Origin of the sequence: Fulvivirga ulvae, assembly GCF_021389975.1 — a bacterium.
Classification (GTDB): domain Bacteria; phylum Bacteroidota; class Bacteroidia; order Cytophagales; family Cyclobacteriaceae; genus Fulvivirga; species Fulvivirga ulvae.
Genome location: NZ_CP089981.1, coordinates 4,134,382 through 4,153,143 on the forward strand (window position 1 = coordinate 4,134,382; position 18,762 = coordinate 4,153,143).

Below are 18,762 nucleotides of genomic sequence, written 5' to 3' on the forward strand. Positions count from 1 at the left end.
AACTTAAAAAGCCATGTTAGGTGAGTTCTGGTGTGCTGATACTATTTATATCTTCATACAGTATCTCATTGGTTTTCCTGATCTCTTCATCAAGTTCCATTGAGGAATTTTTTAATTCTTGAAATAGCAGTTTCCTCTCGCTTTCATTCAGGGCATCCTTATCAAAAAGATTTATAATACCCAGAATTCTGGCAAGCGGTCCCCTTATTTTATGTCCAGCGAGGAATAGATATCGGGTGATTTGCTCTTGGAGTTGCTCTATTCTCAAATGCCGAGAATAATTTTCCTTTTTCAGGTGTTCCATAGATTTTTTTAAGCTTCCCAACTCATCCTTTATATGGTTGGGTTCTGATATTTGCTTAGTCGTAGTTTGATGGTTGAACAACTTAGAGCTAGATAAGGATTGATCTTGAATGATAAGGTCCATCATTAAAAGAGAGTTAATAATTAAAAATAATTGGATACCGTCCATTGTATTCCACTCTAAATTCTTCACTTCAAGTGCTTCTGTTATAATGCCTAATAAAATGGTAGAAGGCATGTCTAATAGTGAGTTGAAAAACATAAAGGATTGATCCAGTTGGTTTAATAATTGAAATTTCTTATTAATGAATTGATAAAACTAATTTATTGGACGAGTGGGATGATCTTGTCGATGAGATGTTGCCTTTCTCAAGATGAAAGACGAATACAAATAGTTGTTTTTTTAATACAAGACTAAGCTCTATGTTTTGTTATTTTAAGTATTGATCATTTCCTTTGAAATGACAAATCAGAACCAGCTCCAGGTGGTGTTAACAGTGTATAGCTCCATGGAGTTACCCACAATTAACACCTACTATAACAATAATAATTAATAGAAATTTATACTTTTATGTAGTCCTAAAACGGGGGGCTTACAATCTGAGCACGATTGAAAAGCCATTTGAATATATTGTAATATATGATATTATAAATCACGAGGACAATGGCCATAGAGGGCTTGGCACTATGACATGGAAGAATTGATTAATATAGCCAAACGTTTAAATTGCAGATATATTTATGGAGAACTGTCCCATGAGGATAGTGAAAACAAAGAAGGTTTCATTTCTACTATTATAAAGGAGATGAAATAAAAAATGCATGGATGTATGCAAGCATAAGGCTTGATCTTTAATTATTTAGTTAACAGGGCAGGAAGATTGAAGGTCAAGCCACCAACCTCCCCGTCCTCTCAAACTCCCGGTAAAGCTACGCAATAGTCCTCCCACTCAAATCCTGAAAATGAGGACGATCTTTGAAGGATCTCCAGCGGTCACCCCATTCGAGACCAAGCTCTTTGGGTTGTTAATAGCGGTTAATGATCTGGGGCATAACGTTTTGAGCAATAAACTTATATAAAATACTACTCAAAATATTGAAATAAATAACAAAAAATTTATAAATCAGGAGGAGCAAACTATTATAGTGTCAAACTAGTCGAGGAGGTAAACATGGAGCAATGGAAAATTTAGACTAATCCGATTAAACAACTCTTTGTCAAGGCCATGGGAGGCTCTCATGATGCATGTGTTTTTTTGACGTGTTTCTATCTAATTCTGACTGAGATAAATAGTTTTGATTCCTCTTATTTTGTACAGGATTTTCCGAAATGTTTGCAAAATGTTTGCAAATATAAAATTCGAGAAATTTTTCTCTGAAAATCTAAATGTTGAATTAAACAAAAAACCCTTGCAAATCACTGATTTACAAGGGTTTTCGTTTTGTGGGCCCACCTGGGCTCGAACCAGGGACCCCTTGATTATGAGTCAAGTGCTCTAACCAGCTGAGCTATAGGCCCGTTCAGAAGATTTCTGAGAATTTACTTCTTTTATCTCCTTGAAATTGGGATTGCAATGTTACATATTTGCCCCGAATTACACAAACAAAGTTATCAAATTTGAGCACAAGAAATTTAAAATTTTTGATATTCGACCTGGGAGGCGTTATTATCAACCTCGATACTGAGCTTACCATCAGGGAATTTGCCCGCTTGGGTAGGGTAGAACCAGATTTTGTTAAGGAGAAATATTTGCACCACGATGAATTTAAACGTTATGAGACGGGTGCTATAAGTGATAAGGAGTTCAGAAGCTTTCTGAGAGGGTTGTTGAAGTTTGACGGTGACGACAAGCAACTTGATGATGCCTGGAATGCCATGATCCTGGATATTCCTGCGGAGCGTCTGGCTTTGCTTAAAAGCCTGAGGGAAGAGCACGGCTTATTCCTGCTAAGCAACACCAATGCCATACACATGCGCTGCGTCCATGAAAGGCTGGCGATGCATGGGGTTGATAATTTCGATCCTTACTTTGACAAGCAATATTACTCGCACCTCGTCAATAGGCGCAAGCCAGATGCAGATATCTACCAGTTTGTGCTCGATGATAACAATTTACACCCTGAGCATGTATTATTTATCGATGATAATGCTGATAATATAAAGGGAGCGGCTAACTTAGGCATCCGGACACTGCATATAAATAGGCCAACAGCTTTGATAGATTTTTTCAATGGATAAAAGGACAAAGACATATATTATACAGGCTTCCCTGTTTATCGTTACTTTTTTCACAACTACTATGGCGGGCGAATGGTGGGTACACGGCAAAATGTGGCTGCTTACCGACTATTCCTGGGCTGATTTTCAAAATGGTCTGGCTTACTCCATCCCTTTACTGCTGATCCTTACCGTACATGAGTTTGGCCACTACTTCACTGCGGTTTATCACAAAGTAAAAACTACATTGCCTTTTTATATTCCCCTGCCCCCGTTTCCAGGCTTCTTCGGTACTATGGGAGCACTGATCAGGATTAAGGAGCCGGTAAGTTCTAAAAAGCTTCATTTTGATATTGGCGTTGCCGGTCCCGTGGCGGGTTTTATTGTAGCGCTGGGAGTACTTTATTATGGCTACACGCATTTGCCTGAGCCGGAATATATTTACAGTATTCATCCTGAATATGAAGCGTTCGGGCCTGATTTTGAAGAGCATGTCTACACCTATGAGTTTCATAAGGAGCAGGACTCGCTTGCTTATGCCAAGGCCAGGGAAGCTGACTCACTCCAACATATAGAGGAGGGGAAAAAAGGAGAGTGGGAGTTTCGTGAATTCGAACCCCAGCCGGAGTACCCTTCTATCGCTTTAGGTAAGCCATTGTTGTTTCTGTTTTTTGAAAAATATATAGCTAGTGATCCTGAAAGAGTGCCTAATGAAAAGGAACTGATGCATTATCCCTGGTTGTTTGCCGGATTTCTGGCGCTGTTGTTTACCTCATTAAACCTTATGCCAATCGGTCAACTTGATGGCGGACATGTGCTCTACGGATTGATAGGCTATAAAAGGTTTAAGAAAGTTGCCACGGTAGTCTTTATCTCTTTTTTATTTTATGCAGGTATGGGTATGCTTACACCGTATGATGGTGCTGACAATCTTATTTACAGTATTCCGCTGTATATTGGCTTCCTGTATATCACCTTGCAGGGGCTTCGGAAAAGCAGGCAGGAAACGCTGATGTATGCACTTATCATTTTTACAATGCAATTTGGCATTTCTTTATACGCCCCTAACATTGTAGGGTATTCAGGGTGGCTGCTGTTTGCTTTTATAGTAGGCAGGGTATTAGGAGTTTACCATCCACCTTCTATGATTGAGGAACCGCTCGACCTGAAAAGACAGATCGTTGGCTGGCTGGCACTGCTGATCTTTGTAATATCATTCAGCCCTGCACCAATTGTGATCAATTAATATGAGTAGATGTATAAATTGGAAATACAGGTTGCCGATTGCTACTAACAGATATCGGTCCAATAAAGAACCGAACTGATAATATCACTTCGAATTGGGATGATCTAAACTACAGCCTCAGATAAGCGTCCAGCCCACCTTTTAAGCTGGCTACCTGGGAGAAGCCTTGCTTGGTCAGGTACTTTTGAGCTTGTCCGCTTCTGCGGCCTGACTGGCAATGAACGATGATTTCTGTGCTTTTTGAAGGCAGCTCTGACAGGTGTTGAGGCAGCTCACCCAGTGGGATATTGGTAACGCCAAGGTTTATTTCATCATACTCCCAGCACTCTCTCACGTCAATAATAAACAAATCTTCTTTACTATCGAGTCTCCTTTTAAGCTCTTCGGCCGTAACCTCCAACATACGTAACTATTGCTTTTTAAATACTTTTATGGTTTCAATACGCTCTCTTCGAACGAACTGAAGGATGTATAAACCCTCAGCCTGATTTTCAAGGTTCAAAATAGCGTTATTACCATCAGATATCAAAGAAAAATTTTTCTCAACTCCGTGTATGTCAAAGACTTTCACGGTTTCAAAATCTCCTTTAATTGTGAATTTCCCTGAAGAGGGGTTAGGATATACATTAAGTTTGTTCTCCGGCTTGTCAGGAAGTCCGGTTTCAATGTCATCAGGAGGTATCCCAAAGACAGGGCGTAACATTAGACTCCCTTCCACCAGTGTGTTGCGTTGCCAGGTGCCATCAATGTTGAAGAACATTTTTTCGCCTGAGTCTGTATTTTTGTCCAGGCCAATGCCCAGATCACCTGCCGCGATTTGCTTATAGCCAATAAAGAAAGTATCACTGACCTCTACGGCATTTCTCAGCTTATATCTTACAAAATCATTTAAGGCCGGACCCCGCTTTACAGCGGTACGTTCTCTATGGATCAGGGAAGTTGTGCTTGGCTCAGAGTTTCTTGTATCAATAGCCCTCCAAATAGAAAGGTCAATTTCTTTTCCAGTGGGATCGGCGTTGATATACGGAAAGTAAACATCTATAGCAACAACATAACCTGTTGTGTCCTTTGCCAGGTCAAACTGGTAAGCCAGCGATTTTCCAGCACCATTTAATAAACCTGCGGCTACTTCGGCACTGCCGTCATCATAGGCGTAGTAGCTGGAAAGTATGAATGAAGCCCTGGTGGTATCATTTACCCGGAAGTCTATCGGTAAATACGCAGGATCATAATCGTCCACATTGTCACCGGCATCGATGGCCAATGTTGCTTTTATTTCAAGTGAGTCAGCAGTATTGTCAAAGGTGACGCTGCTGAGGAATGGATCTAATTGAAGCGTTTGAATCTCTCCGGGTGTAAGGGGTTGTGCTACCGCAGTTATGGATAGCGTATCAAACAGTTCCGTGCTCATGGAATCTTCGTAGTAGTAGTTTAATACGCCACCCACTTTGTAACCATAGGGAGAGGGAACCGTACCTGATTCGAGGTTATAAAAATTTAAAACAGGATATTCCAGAAGTGACGGATCAAAATGGTTATAAGGGATGGCAGTGTAATCATTAAAAATTTTGATCATTGGAGTACTAACCGTTCTGTCAGGAAAGAACAGATCAGATTCGGACCTGTTCTTGTTCACATATACATAATCTATATTCCAAACGTCAAATGGGCCTGACCGCCGTCCAAAAGAAGTAAACTGAAACTGAAAAGATTCGTGAAAGAAAGCAGCATCATTTACTTTTTGTATGACCTGAACAAAATTGCCGGTAGTATCCAACTGAGCGGTGCCCGGCCATATACTTACCCATGTAGAGTCGCTTTTTTTTAGTTCCAGTCTTACAGAGTCACCACTATCCGGAGTATCTCCATAGCCGGCATATTGGTAGAAAAAACTAATATATACGTTGTCATTAACAGTGAGTCCGCTCAGATCGATCGGGAGTGAGGTAAGGCTATCAGTTTCACCCATGCTACTGGTATTCGTTGAATAGGCAAGGCCATTGGCATCAGTACCATCGAAAGAAGCAACTCCAAGGCTTGGGGGAGTAATACCTAAGCCATTGTTGATAAAAACACCACTGACTTCCCATAGCGTGTCCGAAGGCTGTGCAGATGAGTAAGAGAAATCATCCCAAAAGGGCAGATTAAGGACATCTGCTTCTTCCCGGGCACTGTTTTTGGTATTTTTAGAAGTGGATTGACTTGTTTTTTTTATGCTGTATACCTTAAGCTGGGCCATGCTGTGGCCAGAACCAAAGATCATCAGAGCTATTATTACATATTTGAATGTCTTCAACATGTTAGTTTTCCACTGTATTTTCGTCTTCTTCGGAAACTGGAGATATCCATAGGTCGATAGCATCGCCTATACGTACCTGCGTGCCCGCTTCAGGTTCCTGTTTGGTAACGATGCTTTTGCGTCCGGTAGTATCTCCTTCCAAAGTTACCAGCCCCATTTCCAGGTTTGAGCCTAATATTATAAATCGTGCATCATCAATTTCGTTACCCGTAAGCCTGGGTGCTGCAAAGTTGGACTGGGCATAACCGTCGCCTACCACCAGGTCAATGGTGGAACCTTTTGGTATCCTTTGACCCGATTGAATGATTTCATCTTCATATTTCATTTCTAATACCAGGTTCAGGAACTGACTTGGCCTGTAGGTGATTTTACCCCGCTTAAGTTCGTTGCTTTTTAGTACCGCCTCCGCATTGCGAAGTGAGCGGTCTACTAATTCCGGTACCGGTACCGTTGGAGGATCTATTCTGTTTACAGAGATGAATATCTTCCGCCCTTCCTTTACTTTGCTGCCGGGTTTAGGATATTGCTTTAATATAGTTAGAGGTGGGTACTCATCAGAAAAAGTTGAATCGTTGATCTCATACCTCAGGTGCCTTTTGGTTAAAAACTCGTCGATTTCTTCCATATGTAGTCCTTCCAGGTTTGGAACCGTAATGGTTTCTCCATGATTTGTAGTGGAAGGAAGGTAGAGATAGAAAAATGCCAAAGCTAATCCAAAAAGTACCGCAACAACAATAACTAAATGTATAAGTAAGCTTTTTAAAGAATCAGTTTCTAATTTCATGTGCTAATACTGAATATACTTAACGGTTAAACTTAATGAATTCTTATAAAGGGGTGAAATTTTTATTGGTCAATAAACTAATTGGCTGTAAACTGATTTGAAATAAGCTGACTTCTCTCAAATCGCTTGAGTGCCATTTCTATTAGCTTGGTGATCAGGTCTGTAAATGAAACACCACGTTCTTTCCACATCATAGGAAACATACTAGAGTTGGTAAAGCCTGGTATTGTATTGATCTCATTGATAATGATCTCGCCATTTTCCTTTAAAAAGAGATCTACTCTGGCAAAATCTTCACACTTTAGGGCCAGATAGCTTTTGATAGACAGTTCCTGAATCTCTTTTGCAATTTGTGTATTTACATTTGCCGGTACTTCAAGTTTCACAGCTTCAGGATCGAGGTATTTGGCCTCGTAGGTATAAAAATCATAATTCTGGCTTATCACAATCTCAGCAGGCAGTGAAGCTTCAGGTATTTCATTGCCCATTACTGCGCATTCCAATTCCCGGCCTTTTACATATTGTTCAAAGATGATGGTACTGTCAAAATTGAAAACATCGGCTATGGCGTGATTGAAACCTTCCTCCGATTTCACTTTATGCACTCCAACCGAAGAACCCAAATTGGCCGCTTTGGCCATAAATGGCAGGCCAAGTTCATCCTTTAATTGCTGAAAAGTTATTTTTTCCCTTTCATGGTAATCAAAAGATACATATTTGCTTACAGGTATACCGGCAGATTGTAGTAACCTTTTAGAGTATAGTTTGCTCATGGAGATGGCTGAGCCCAAAACCCCGGTGCCGGCAAAGGGCACATTGATAACCCGCAGAAGTCCCTGAATGCTGCCGTCTTCGCCATCAGTACCGTGGAGTACGGGAAACACGAGGTCGGGAACCAATGTGCTACCGTCGTGGCTGTTAAAAAAGCCACCCTTTTCTGCATTCAGGTTAAGCTTAAGGGAATCTTCGGAAGTGAAGTTTCCGTTAACCTCTTTCTTTAAAAACCATTCTCCTTTTTGAGATATACCGATAAGAATGGGATCGTACTTATCCTTATCTATAAACTCAAAAACATTTTTAGCTGAGTTAATTGAGATTTGATGCTCAACAGACTTGCCGCCGAAAAGAATGGCTACGGTTTGCTTTTTATCCATGTATCGTAAAGAGATTATAACAGTTGGGCCAAATATAAAACAACTATAGGTATCAACGTAACAGCCAAATTATTTTTGTATATGAAAATGATTCTCCTACCACCTTTGCAAAATATATACCCTGTGCGGCATGGCCATAATCAAAAGTGTAAGTTTGGTTTAAAGTATTATTAAAGACCATGTGCCCCAGAATTTGCCCACGGGAATCATATATGCCTACCTCTACAGTTTCCTTTTCAGGCAGGTCAAATGAAATATTAAAAATGCCCCCGGGAGCCGGGTTGGGGTAGATCAGGTCTTCCGTTACTTCATGCTTGGTTACAAAAGTCTGTATGTTATCCAGGTAAATATTGCTGTCACTGTCCTTGGTTACTATGAAAGCAATCCGCAGATCGTCTTCCTGCAGGTATTCACTGAGGTTTACATCTATACGAGACCAGACAGAATCCGCACGGGGTGTGCTTGTGAACGTCCCGGTGCCAAGCTCCTCACCGAATCTGCTGAATACTTCTTCCTCATAGCTCACTCCACAATCGGTACTTACAAGAATAGTAAGACCGTCTTTGGAACCCTCAACATGCGAGTAGGCCAGATCAAAAGATAGCAGAGCCTGTTCTGCAGTGGTAAAGTTTAGTGCCGGACTAACCAGCCAGCCTTCCTGCCCTGTGCCTGACAGGTACAGTGAGTTACCTCTGTCTGTCTCTTCCAGACTCCATGATACTACATCATCTATATCATTTGCAGCAACCCAGCCGGAGGAACTAAAGTTTTCGAAATCCTCCCTTATTGGCAATTCATCTTTTTCATCATTTACATAAAAGGCGCCTGACAAGGTGTTGTTGGAAGTATTGATATCATTAGTGCCCATGAGTTCAATGTCATACACATGCTTACCAAGGCTAAAGGACTCATTGGCTAAAACAACCTCCAGGGTTTGTCCTGGTTTGAGGCTATCAAATGTTATTTCGTCAGAAACGACCTGGCCAAAATCAAATTGATAATTGAGTGTAAACTGTTCTTCAACAGTACACCCTTGATTTTTAACCAGCACCGTAGGACTTAAATCCTGAGGACAAACCACTTTTGACGGACGCGAAAGGCCAATAAGTGCCAGGTCTTTTCTGTCACTGGCATTGTCACTGTCATTAATCGAAATATTGTCTATATAAAGATTGTTGCCGTAGCCGTTTCGTGCTATAAAAGCTATCCTAACATTGGAGTTACCCAAAAAATCATCAAGTATAAGACATTCCTTTTTCCAGTCAGACAAACCCGAAGGGAAGTAAGAGCTTGAAGTTTCCGAAACCGTAGCCAGTTCGCTGCCATAGCTTTCAAAAATAGTATGATCATAAGACTGGCCGCAGTTGGTCGAAACCTTAATAATCAGCCCGTCAGCATCTACCTGGGGATATTGGGCATAGGCGCGGTCAAAAGAGAGTATGGCAAAAGTTATTGAAGAAAGATCGAGCACGGGTGTTATTAATGTGTCATAATCTCCTTCAATTTCGTAATCGTAAAAGTTGACATACAGGGCCGTGTTGGAACTTCCCTCACCATTGGGTACATTCTGCCTGGCTTCCCAGGTTTTTTGTCCATCCGGATTTTGAAGCGTCCATTGCTCCGGAGTCTGCCCCGGAGCAAGCAGATTGAAGTCCTCGTTGATCGGAATATTTATTGTTTCAGGAACTTCAATAATAGTAGTTTTCTGATTATTGTCTGCGTTACCGTCAGCCACCCCATTTACTATGGTTACTTCATAAAGTATTTCGTACTCCTGAGTAGTGTCAAAGTCTACGGGATCAAACGCTACCGTGTCTATACCTAAAGGCGGCAGGTTCAAAATAAAAGTTGTAGCCTCAACAGCGCCTGCGTCAATTCTGATGGTTATTTCGGCTGATGTAATGGTGTTACTGCCATAATTTCTTATTGCCAATGTTGGTGTAGCTGCACCTGCACATGAGCTGTATACAGGATTTATAACATCTCTAATACCCAGGTCGTTGCTGACTACCACCGGAGGCATTGCGCCTTTGGAGTCCCTGAGGCTGGCACGCCTGGGACTATTGTCTAAAATTGTCCTCATCCTGGTTTTCTGGTCTTCTGTGAAGAGGTTCATGCATGCATCGTTGGTGTAGTCCATGTAATTCTGGATCATATCGACCGAGGAACATGATTCGGGGTTTGAGTCAGGACACCCCGTGGTGCTTCCACCTTGGTTTGGAGTGTCATCTACATAGTCAGACAGGGAGCATCCGCCGCTGTCGTCGCCCCAGATGTGCCTGAGGCCAAAATAATGGCCAACTTCATGGGTTGTAGTGCGACCGAGATTGTAAGAGCTGATCACATTGGAAGGAGGATATTTATCTGCTGAACCGAAGGCACGATAGTCTATAACTACGCCATCTGTGAACTGGCTTTCACTGGCGGCATCCAACCCTGACAGTAAATCAGTGGTTGGGAATTGTGCGTATCCCAGATAGCTTCCGCTGAGGTCCGTGACCCAAATGTTTAGGTAGTCTTCCGGGGGCCACAGGCTTAAGCTTTTAAGTTCATAATTATCGGCAAGGCTCCATTGTGAGCGCCCGCCATCTACCCTTATTATGCCGGATGTAGCCAGTCCTTCAGGGTCGCGCAGGGCCAGAGTAAATTCAAGTTCAACATCGGAAGCAACAGGTAAGAACATAGCCGGTGTATTGGAGGCGTCGGTATTTGTTCTGCGAAAATCTTCGGTGAGTACTTCAATTTGAGAAATGATCTGATCATCAGGGATGTTTGTTCCTATACCGGGAGCTTCTCCATTATGAATCACATGGACCACAACAGGTATGGTGTAGACTGTGGCTTCTTCCCTGGCAATGCCATTGGCAAGTGCTGCTTTTCTCTGTTCTATTTTCTTTTTTAACCAGCTCTCAAATTCAGCCTCCGACTTTAAGTGCGGGTACTTTTGATGTCTTATTTTTTGATATTCAACGGTCGCGCAGCGTTGAGCGTAAAGGTGGGACTGCAGGAAGGTTGATATACATAACAAAAAGCCTGCTATGAACAGGCTCTTAATTGTTGATGGTATTATACTTTTCTTTTTCAGGTCCAATAGAAGTTAGCAATTCAGGCTTTATAACATGTTATCAGGTAATTTGGCATGAGGGTCATCAGGGTGAGTGATATTGACTGCCTCTACTGCTTTAACCTGTGGTACGGCCCTTCTGATAGCTTCTTCCACACCCGCTTTTAATGTCATGGTAGACATAGGGCATGAACCGCAGGCACCCAATAACTCAAGTTTTACCACCAGATCATCCGTGATTTCCAATATTTTCACGTTGCCCCCGTCGGTTTCCAGATAAGGCCTGATGTTGTCAAGAGCCTGGTCAATTCTGGTGGTGATATCTTCCATTGACAATGTATTAGTGGATTCCATTTAACTATACTTTAAATTCTACCGTTTTCGTCTTATCATAATTTGCATTTCTTATGGCTACCTGCCTTGCCAGAGTTTCTGCCAGGTCAGTAAATGCTTTTTGGGTAATGCCTTCTTTCATTACGGCAGGGTACCCGTTATCTCCGCTTTCACGGATGCTTTGAACTATCGGTATTTGTCCAAGTAAGGGAACATCGAATTTTTCCGATAAGTTCAGCCCTCCGCCCTCACCAAACAGGTAATATTTGTTGTTTGGGAGCTCTTCAGGAGTAAAGTAGGCCATATTTTCCACAATACCCAAAACAGGAACATTTATTTGAGGTTGTTTAAACATGGCAAGTCCCTTTTGAGCATCAGCTAGCGCCACTTTTTGAGGCGTTGTCACAATCACGGCTCCTGTCACCGGTACAGTTTGTACCAAAGTAAGGTGAATATCGCTTGTGCCCGGAGGCAGGTCGATGATCAGGTAGTCAAGCTCTCCCCAATCAGTATCTGAAATAAACTGCTTTAATGCAGAGCTGGCCATAGGGCCTCTCCAGATCACCGCATTGTCAGCAGGAGTGAGAAAGCCAATTGAAATGAGCTTTACACCATATTGCTCCAGAGGTACAATAACATTTTTGCCGTTAACCTGCTTTACGCCAGGCTGTTCATGCTCGCAGTTAAACATAGTAGGTACCGACGGACCGTAAATATCGGCATCGATAATACCCACTTTTGCGCCTTCCCGGGAAAGGGCTACTGCAAGGTTGGCGGCCACTGTAGACTTACCTACACCTCCTTTGCCGGAGGCTACCGCTATAATATTTTTTACGTTGGGGAGTAGTGGAGCACTGCTACGTGTGGTGGTAACATTGGACGTCATCACCACCTCTACCTCAAGATCCTTATCCACATGCTCATGTATAGCGTCTATACAATTGTTTTTGATTAACTCCTTCAACGGACAGGCCGGAGTGGTTAACACAACAGTAAACCGGACTGAATCACTAAACACTTCTACATCTTTGATCATATTAAGCGTTACCAGGTCCTTTTTCAGGTCCGGATCATCCACTGTTGATAACGCTTTAAGTATATCAGCCTCTGTATATTTCATTAAAATCTTCCCTTCAAAATCGAATTAAAATTTCAGCCTGCAATTTAGCTTTTATGTTTTGCTTTTAGTAACATTTGTAAGACAAAAATAGTTGTTTTACTATTGTTTTGGGCGATGACTGTTTTAAAATTATCTTTGAGGTTCATTAAATAAATAATCTTGATAAATCAGGCAACGATACAGCAGGTTAAAGACAGGATGGATATTGAGGAGGTCGTGTCTGACTATGTGAGTTTAAAAAGAAAGGGGCAAAATCTATGGGCATGCTGCCCTTTTCATGACGAGAAAACACCTTCGTTTTCCATATCACCAGCCAAGGGTATCTATAAGTGTTTTGGTTGTGGTAAAGCGGGTGATGCTATCTCATTTGTAGAGGAGCATGACGGACTTACGTATATTGAAGCCATTCGCCACCTGGCACAAAAATATGGCATTGAAGTACAGGAAGAGGAGCAGAGTGACGATCAGGTGCGGCAACAAAATGAGCGGGACAGCCTTTTTATTGTACTAAATTTTGCCAATGAGTATTTTAAGGAGACTTTAAAGAAGCATGAAGAGGGGCAGTCTATAGGGTTAAGTTACTTCCGGGAGCGTGGTTTTACAGAGAAAACCATCGAGAAGTTTGAGTTGGGTTACAGTCTCGATCAGTGGGATGCACTAACTCAAAAAGCCCTTAAAAATGCTTATAATGAAGATATCCTGGAGAAGGCAGGACTACTTGTACGCAAGGATGATGGTAAGAAGTATGATCGTTTCCGGGGGCGTGTCATTTTTCCCATACACAATGTTACCGGTAAAGTAGTAGCTTTTGGTGCGCGTACTTTAAAGAAGGATGCTAAACCAAAGTACCTCAATTCGCCCGAGACCGATGTATATCATAAAAGTAAGATCCTCTACGGTCTTTTTCAGGGCAAGCAGACTATTCGCCAGCAAGACAATTGCTACCTTGTAGAAGGCTATACTGATGTGATTTCGATGCATCAGTCTGATATAGAGAATGTTGTATCCTCCTCCGGCACATCGCTTACGGATGACCAGATCAGGTTGATAAGGAGGTTTACTGATAATATTACGGTATTATTTGACGGAGATACCGCAGGACTGATGGCTGCGCTGCGAGGGGTGGATATGATCCTCGAGGCGGGGCTTAACGTTCGGGTGGTGGTGTTTCCTGAAGGTGAAGACCCGGATAGCTATTCGCGAAAGCTGGGCACTTCGGAGTTTAAAAAGTACCTGAAGGAAAACTCACGCGATCTCATCACCTTCAAAGCTGGCCTGTATGCTGAAGAGGCCGCCCGCGATCCGATCAGGAAGGCCGAATCCATCAAAGAGATCGTCAGTAGTATCACCAAAATACCTGACCCGATAAAGCGGGCTATATATATCAAGGAGACCTCTTCGGTGCTTGATATTGATGAAGGAGTGCTTCTATCGGAGATGAACAAGCTGCTGATCAACCAGAAGCGAAAGAAAGGCAAGGAACGTGAACAGCAGGAGACCAGCAATGAAATGTTGCAGGAGCTTATGGATGGCCCGGCGGAGAGCAAAACGCTTGATCATTCCAAAATCGTTAAAATTCAGGAACGGGAGAGTATCAGGCTGTTGATCAACTATGGCTTCAATGAAATAGAAGAAGAGTACAGGCTTTATAACTATCTTTTCGAGCAGCTGGAAGACATAGAATTTACCACACCGGTCTACAAGGAAATACTGGATATATTTAAAAGGGAACTTGCAGAAGGCAGGGTAGTGGATAGCCATTTTTTTATTAACCATTGCTCAACTGAAATAAAAAATGAGGTGGTCAACCTGCTTACGGAAAGGCATGAAGTGAGTCCCAACTGGAATGATAAGTTCCAGATATTTGTACCTCATGAGCATGACATTTTGGAGAATGTAGTATTCACCAATGTACTCCGGCTTAAGTTTCGGGTGATACAGAAGCTAATAACCGATAACCTGTCTAAAATGAAAGATGCGAAAGAGGAAGAGGAGCAGGATCGATATTTTAAAATACATGGAGAGTTGAAAAAATCCGAAATGGAGATCGCCAAAGTGCTGGGCATCGTTGTATCCCGCTGATCTGCCGAATCCTGCACAAAGAAGTTTGTTGAAAGAGCCAACCTATTGAATTAAATACTCGTACGAACGTCAGAGAGTTATAAGTTGTTGAAGAAGTGGAAAGTTTTTTTACGTAAGTGAAAAGACCTATTTTTGTTAAAATATTAGGGATTAATGAGCCAGGATAAAATTAAATTGAACACTATTGAGGAAGCCCTCGAAGATGTAAAAAACGGGAAAGTGATCATAGTAGTAGATGATGAAGATCGTGAAAATGAAGGCGATTTCATTTGTGCTGCTGAATGCATCACCCCGGAGATCGTAAACTTTATGGCAACACATGGACGCGGTCTGATCTGTGTGCCGCTGGTTGAAGATCGCTGCGAAGAGTTAGGGCTTGAATTGATGGTAGGCCGTAATACCGCCGCCTTTGAAACACCTTTTACAGTTTCGGTTGACCTTATCGGTCATGGATGTACCACGGGTATCTCAGCACACGACAGGTTTAAAACCATAAAGGCCCTGGCTGACCCGGAGACAGACCCCGAGGAGCTTGGCAAGCCAGGACATATATTTCCGCTAAGGGCCAAGAGAGGTGGAGTGCTTCGGAGAGCAGGCCACACAGAAGCTGCAATAGATTTTGCAAGGCTTGCAGGTTTCAGACCGGCAGGAGTGCTTGTGGAAATTATGAATGAAGATGGCAGCATGGCACGTCTCCCTGACCTTGTTCATGTAGCAGAGCGCTTCGACCTGAAGCTGGTGTCTATACAGGATCTGATCACATACCGCGTAGAAAAGGAAAGCCTTATTCAGCGCAAAGTAGAAGATGTACATATGCCCACTGAGTTTGGCGACTTTAAGCTGATTGCATACGAGCAAACCAATACCGGTGATAACCACCTGGCTTTGGTAAAAGGCGAGTGGGATGCCGATGAGCCTGTTTTGGTAAGGGTGCACTCTTCCTGCGTAACGGGTGATATTTTCGGTTCATGTCGCTGCGACTGTGGCGGACAGCTGCACGGAGCTATGCAAATGGTGGAGAATGAAGGCAAAGGGGTAGTCCTTTACATGAATCAGGAAGGCCGGGGAATTGGTCTGGTCAACAAATTAAGGGCTTATAAGCTGCAGGAAGAAGGGCTTGACACCGTTGAAGCTAACCTGAAACTGGGTTTTGAAATGGATCAGCGGGATTATGGTATCGGAGCCCAGATATTGAGAGATCTTAACATTCATAAAATCAGGCTGATATCTAATAATCCAAAAAAACGTGTAGGATTAATTGGATATGGTCTGGAAATTGTGGAAAATGTACCTATAGAAATGGCCCCTAATGTACATAATCATACATATCTGAAAACAAAACGTGACAAGATGGGCCACCAAATACTAAAAGATAAAGGATAATACGTGAGAAAACTTTTTCTGATTGCAATACTTTATTCAATAGGTCATGTTGGCGTTGCCCAGATTTTTCCTTCTGAAGTATGGCACGACGGAAAGTTGGTATTATTGGAAGGTGACACACTTGTAGGGCAGGTAAAGTATAACCTGGAAACGGACCTGGTACAATTTACCAGGGACAATCAAACAGTAAAGGCTTTTACTGCCCGTAAGCTTCTTTTCTTCGAAATATTTGATAAAACTGTAAACAGGTACAGGCAGTTTTATGCCATTCCTTATAATGTGAAAAGTAATTATAAGGCTCCTGTTATGTTTGAGGTGCTGTATACCGGCGATCATCTTTCCTTACTTAGCCGGGAGGCCATCGAATACCAGGTGGCCAACTATCCTTATTCCATGTCCGGGACTTATACAAGGCTCGAACTGGTTTATACCCATTATTTTCTGAAACCTGATGGTTCTATCACTTTATTTACAGGCAAAAAGAAGGATTTACAGTGGGTGATGAACAAAAAGTCATCGGAAATAAAAAGGTATATTAAAAATAACAAAATACGTATAGACCGTCGCGCTGATCTTGTTAAATTGGTGGCTTATTACAATTCCCTGTTTGGAGAGTAGGCCAATTGAGCCTGCCAGTCATCGATTGAATAAACTTACAATAGACACATGAAAAGACCACTGATCTTAGTATCAAACGACGATGGTATAACGTCAAAAGGAATCCGTACCCTGGTAGAGGTGATGAAGGAGCTTGGCGAGGTAGTAGTAGTAGCACCTGACAGCCCGCAATCAGGAATGGGACATGCCATAACCATCGGTAATACACTCAGACTTGAGGAAACCGATATTTTTGATGGAGTTACCGCTTATGAATGTTCCGGAACCCCTGCCGATTGTGTAAAGCTGGCGAAGCATTTTGTGCTAAAGGACCGGCGTCCTGACCTTGTCGTTAGTGGCATAAATCACGGGAGCAATACTTCTATCAGTATATTATATTCAGGCACGATGTCAGCAGCTATTGAGGGAGCAATAGAAGGTATGCCTGCTATTGGCTTTTCACTCTGTGATTATTCTTCTGATGCGGATTTTTCCCATACCAGGGAGCATGTCAAAAAAATAGCCCAAACGGTGTTGGAGAAGGGGCTGGCCAAGGGTGTGGCTCTTAATGTTAACATTCCTCCAAAAAGAAATGAAGAGATCAAGGGGATCAAAATCTGCAGACAGGCCAGGGCCAAATGGCAAGAGGAGTTTGACCAGCGCTATGACCCCAACGGTAGAAGATACTTCTGGCTGGCAGGAAATTTCGTGAATTTTGACAAAGGTGAGGATAACGATGAGTGGTCTATTGCTAATAACTATGTATCCGTGGTACCTTGCCTGTTTGATCTTACAGCGCACCATGCCATAAGCATGATGAACGATGAGTGGGATTTTTAACTAAACTGTGCTACAGGCTGAATCGGATATAGACGTTGACTGCAGGCGTAGTATTATCAAAAGCGCGGCCATAACCGGGGATGGCGTAGGTGTCAATAGGACTGAACTCATCCCTTTTGTTTAAAATTCTTAAGCTGAAGTATCCACCCAGAGACCAGTGACTGTCGAGTTTTGTTTCCGAACCTATTATAACCTCAAACCAGTCAGCTTGTAAACCTTCCCGGCTAAAGCCGTTTTTGTAATTGTCCCACAGGTCACTACCTATTTCGTAGGTGCCACTCTCGTCAAATCTGCTTACAGCATATTTTGCACCGGCATAGAGCATACTTTTATTATCTATAGGCATGAGGTAATTTATACCAATGCGGCCGTACCATCCCTCGGTAAGGTATGCGCCATTATTGATGGCACCACCCGGCTCCATTTTACCCATGCCAACCTGTACATTTGGAGATAACCTGTTCTTAAGTCGGAATGAGATGCCAGCTTCAAACTTGGTTTCAAAATCAGTAGGGATAGTCAGTAACTTACCATAATCAAGATAAATACTCGGGCCTGCATCTATTTTAATAATGGTGGTATCAGCACCGGTACCCGTACTCGTGTCAGCCTGCGCCACGGCAATCTGGCAAAACAGGAAGAAAAGTAGTATGCTAAAAATATGCTGTAACTGTAGCTTCATTGCTTGAATAGTTGATGGAGTCCGGCTGACTTATTTTCAGGCTGTCGAACCCGGCATAGTCTCTGATGTCAAAATTGTAAGCTTTTATAACTATATAACGCTCTTCTTCAATAGTCTCCCGCGTGTAGTAGGCATCCAGTGAGTACTCCTGCCTGTCTATAGTGACGATGAAACGACTAAAATCTGCATTGGTATTGAGAGGGAATCTGTACAAAGTTAGACTATCTTCATAGATTAATGTAGCGATACCGTTTTGGGCTTCGAGGCTGGTGACATAAACTTTTCCAGAGTTGATCAGGGTTATGATCGCGTTGACGTCAGTCTTGCCTTCAGTAAGTGCTTTTTTGTAAGCATTGAGGGCCTCTTTGTTGGCTGTATAATCAGCATCTTCGTCCCTGTTTTCCAAGGTATCAATTACAACCAGACTGTCTGCTATGCCTTTAAGCTCAGCATTGATAATGGCTAAGCTGTCATTAAGCTTAGAGATGCTGTCCTGATTAATAAACTTAACTCTGAAAAATGGCTCAATACCGGTGATCTCCGGCTCGTTTTCTTCACAACTGATGGCAGTCAATGCCAGTGTTGCCAGCGTTAATGCCAGAAGTATGTCTGTAATTTTTTTCATCAATGTGGGCAAAAATATAAAATGATTTCCAG

At 42.4% G+C, this 18,762-nt stretch carries 16 protein-coding genes, 1 tRNA gene and 1 pseudogene; 6 read left to right on the forward strand and 12 right to left on the reverse strand.

Going from position 1 to position 18,762, the window contains the following annotated elements; translation table 11 throughout:
- Nucleotides 1-16: 16 nt before the first annotated feature.
- From LVD17_RS17640 to LVD17_RS17645, 3 genes and pseudogenes are all read right to left on the reverse strand, one after another.
- A complete protein-coding gene (locus LVD17_RS17640) occupies nt 17-541 on the reverse strand; it encodes a hypothetical protein (RefSeq protein ID WP_233760333.1) in 525 nt (174 codons plus the stop codon).
- A 692-nt stretch (nt 542-1,233) separates the two neighbouring features.
- Nucleotides 1,234-1,320 (reverse strand): annotated as a pseudogene (locus LVD17_RS28715) (M15 family metallopeptidase); the annotation flags it as partial.
- Between the two features lie 428 nt (nt 1,321-1,748).
- Nucleotides 1,749-1,822: transfer RNA gene (locus LVD17_RS17645), tRNA-Ile, on the reverse strand.
- Nucleotides 1,823-1,921: 99 nt separating this feature from the next.
- Here LVD17_RS17645 and LVD17_RS17650 point away from each other — a divergent pair.
- Together LVD17_RS17650 and LVD17_RS17655 are read left to right on the forward strand one after the other, a co-directional pair.
- A complete protein-coding gene (locus LVD17_RS17650) occupies nt 1,922-2,542 on the forward strand; it encodes an HAD family hydrolase (protein ID WP_233760334.1) in 621 nt (206 codons plus the stop codon).
- On the forward strand, nt 2,535-3,767 hold the full coding sequence (locus tag LVD17_RS17655; protein ID WP_233760335.1) for a site-2 protease family protein: 1,233 nt from the start codon (nt 2,535-2,537) through the stop codon (nt 3,765-3,767). The genes LVD17_RS17650 and LVD17_RS17655 overlap by 8 nt, the downstream gene beginning before the upstream one ends.
- 109 nt (nt 3,768-3,876) lie before the next feature.
- Here the strand turns inward: LVD17_RS17655 and LVD17_RS17660 are convergent, their stop codons facing one another.
- The 7 genes from LVD17_RS17660 to LVD17_RS17690 form a co-directional block, all read right to left on the reverse strand.
- Nucleotides 3,877-4,170: a rhodanese-like domain-containing protein gene (locus LVD17_RS17660; protein ID WP_233760336.1), complete on the reverse strand. Its 294-nt coding sequence runs from the start codon at nt 4,168-4,170 to the stop codon at nt 3,877-3,879.
- Nucleotides 4,171-4,176: 6 nt separating this feature from the next.
- Entirely contained in the window at nt 4,177-6,066 is a 1,890-nt protein-coding gene (locus LVD17_RS17665) for a T9SS type A sorting domain-containing protein (RefSeq protein WP_233760337.1), read from the reverse strand.
- Nucleotide 6,067: 1 nt separating this feature from the next.
- Nucleotides 6,068-6,850: a PASTA domain-containing protein gene (locus tag LVD17_RS17670; protein WP_233760338.1), complete on the reverse strand. Its 783-nt coding sequence runs from the start codon at nt 6,848-6,850 to the stop codon at nt 6,068-6,070.
- 77 nt (nt 6,851-6,927) lie between these two features.
- Nucleotides 6,928-8,004, reverse strand: a complete 1,077-nt coding sequence (locus LVD17_RS17675; protein ID WP_233760339.1) for a D-alanine--D-alanine ligase family protein — start codon at nt 8,002-8,004, stop codon at nt 6,928-6,930.
- Between the two features lie 52 nt (nt 8,005-8,056).
- The gene (locus tag LVD17_RS17680; protein WP_233760340.1) at nt 8,057-11,095 is read right to left on the reverse strand and encodes a T9SS-dependent choice-of-anchor J family protein; all 3,039 of its coding nucleotides are present in this window, start codon (nt 11,093-11,095) and stop codon (nt 8,057-8,059) included.
- 21 nt (nt 11,096-11,116) lie between these two features.
- Nucleotides 11,117-11,422, reverse strand: coding sequence for a NifU family protein (locus LVD17_RS17685; RefSeq protein ID WP_233760341.1), 306 nt, complete (start codon nt 11,420-11,422; stop codon nt 11,117-11,119).
- A 4-nt stretch (nt 11,423-11,426) separates the two neighbouring features.
- Nucleotides 11,427-12,521 carry an Mrp/NBP35 family ATP-binding protein gene (locus LVD17_RS17690; RefSeq protein ID WP_233760342.1) on the reverse strand — a complete coding sequence of 365 codons (1,095 nt, stop codon included), beginning with the start codon at nt 12,519-12,521 and terminating at the stop codon, nt 11,427-11,429.
- Nucleotides 12,522-12,680: 159 nt separating this feature from the next.
- Between LVD17_RS17690 and dnaG the strand changes: the two genes are divergently transcribed.
- From dnaG to surE, 4 genes are all read left to right on the forward strand, one after another.
- Nucleotides 12,681-14,603: a DNA primase gene (gene dnaG / locus LVD17_RS17695; RefSeq protein ID WP_306415949.1), complete on the forward strand. Its 1,923-nt coding sequence runs from the start codon at nt 12,681-12,683 to the stop codon at nt 14,601-14,603.
- Between the two features lie 153 nt (nt 14,604-14,756).
- On the forward strand, nt 14,757-15,986 hold the full coding sequence (locus LVD17_RS17700; RefSeq protein WP_233760343.1) for a bifunctional 3,4-dihydroxy-2-butanone-4-phosphate synthase/GTP cyclohydrolase II: 1,230 nt from the start codon (nt 14,757-14,759) through the stop codon (nt 15,984-15,986).
- A gap of 3 nt (nt 15,987-15,989) precedes the next feature.
- Entirely contained in the window at nt 15,990-16,604 is a 615-nt protein-coding gene (locus tag LVD17_RS17705; protein ID WP_233760344.1) for a hypothetical protein, read from the forward strand.
- Between the two features lie 48 nt (nt 16,605-16,652).
- Nucleotides 16,653-17,423 carry a 5'/3'-nucleotidase SurE gene (gene surE / locus LVD17_RS17710; protein ID WP_233760345.1) on the forward strand — a complete coding sequence of 257 codons (771 nt, stop codon included), beginning with the start codon at nt 16,653-16,655 and terminating at the stop codon, nt 17,421-17,423.
- Between the two features lie 10 nt (nt 17,424-17,433).
- Here surE and LVD17_RS17715 read toward each other — a convergent pair whose 3' ends face one another.
- Both LVD17_RS17715 and LVD17_RS17720 read right to left on the reverse strand, forming a co-directional pair.
- Nucleotides 17,434-18,105 carry a DUF6048 family protein gene (locus LVD17_RS17715; protein WP_233760346.1) on the reverse strand — a complete coding sequence of 224 codons (672 nt, stop codon included), beginning with the start codon at nt 18,103-18,105 and terminating at the stop codon, nt 17,434-17,436.
- Entirely contained in the window at nt 18,077-18,730 is a 654-nt protein-coding gene (locus tag LVD17_RS17720) for a hypothetical protein (RefSeq protein WP_233760347.1), read from the reverse strand. Before LVD17_RS17720 ends, LVD17_RS17715 begins: the two co-directional genes overlap by 29 nt.
- Nucleotides 18,731-18,762: the final 32 nt, after the last annotated feature.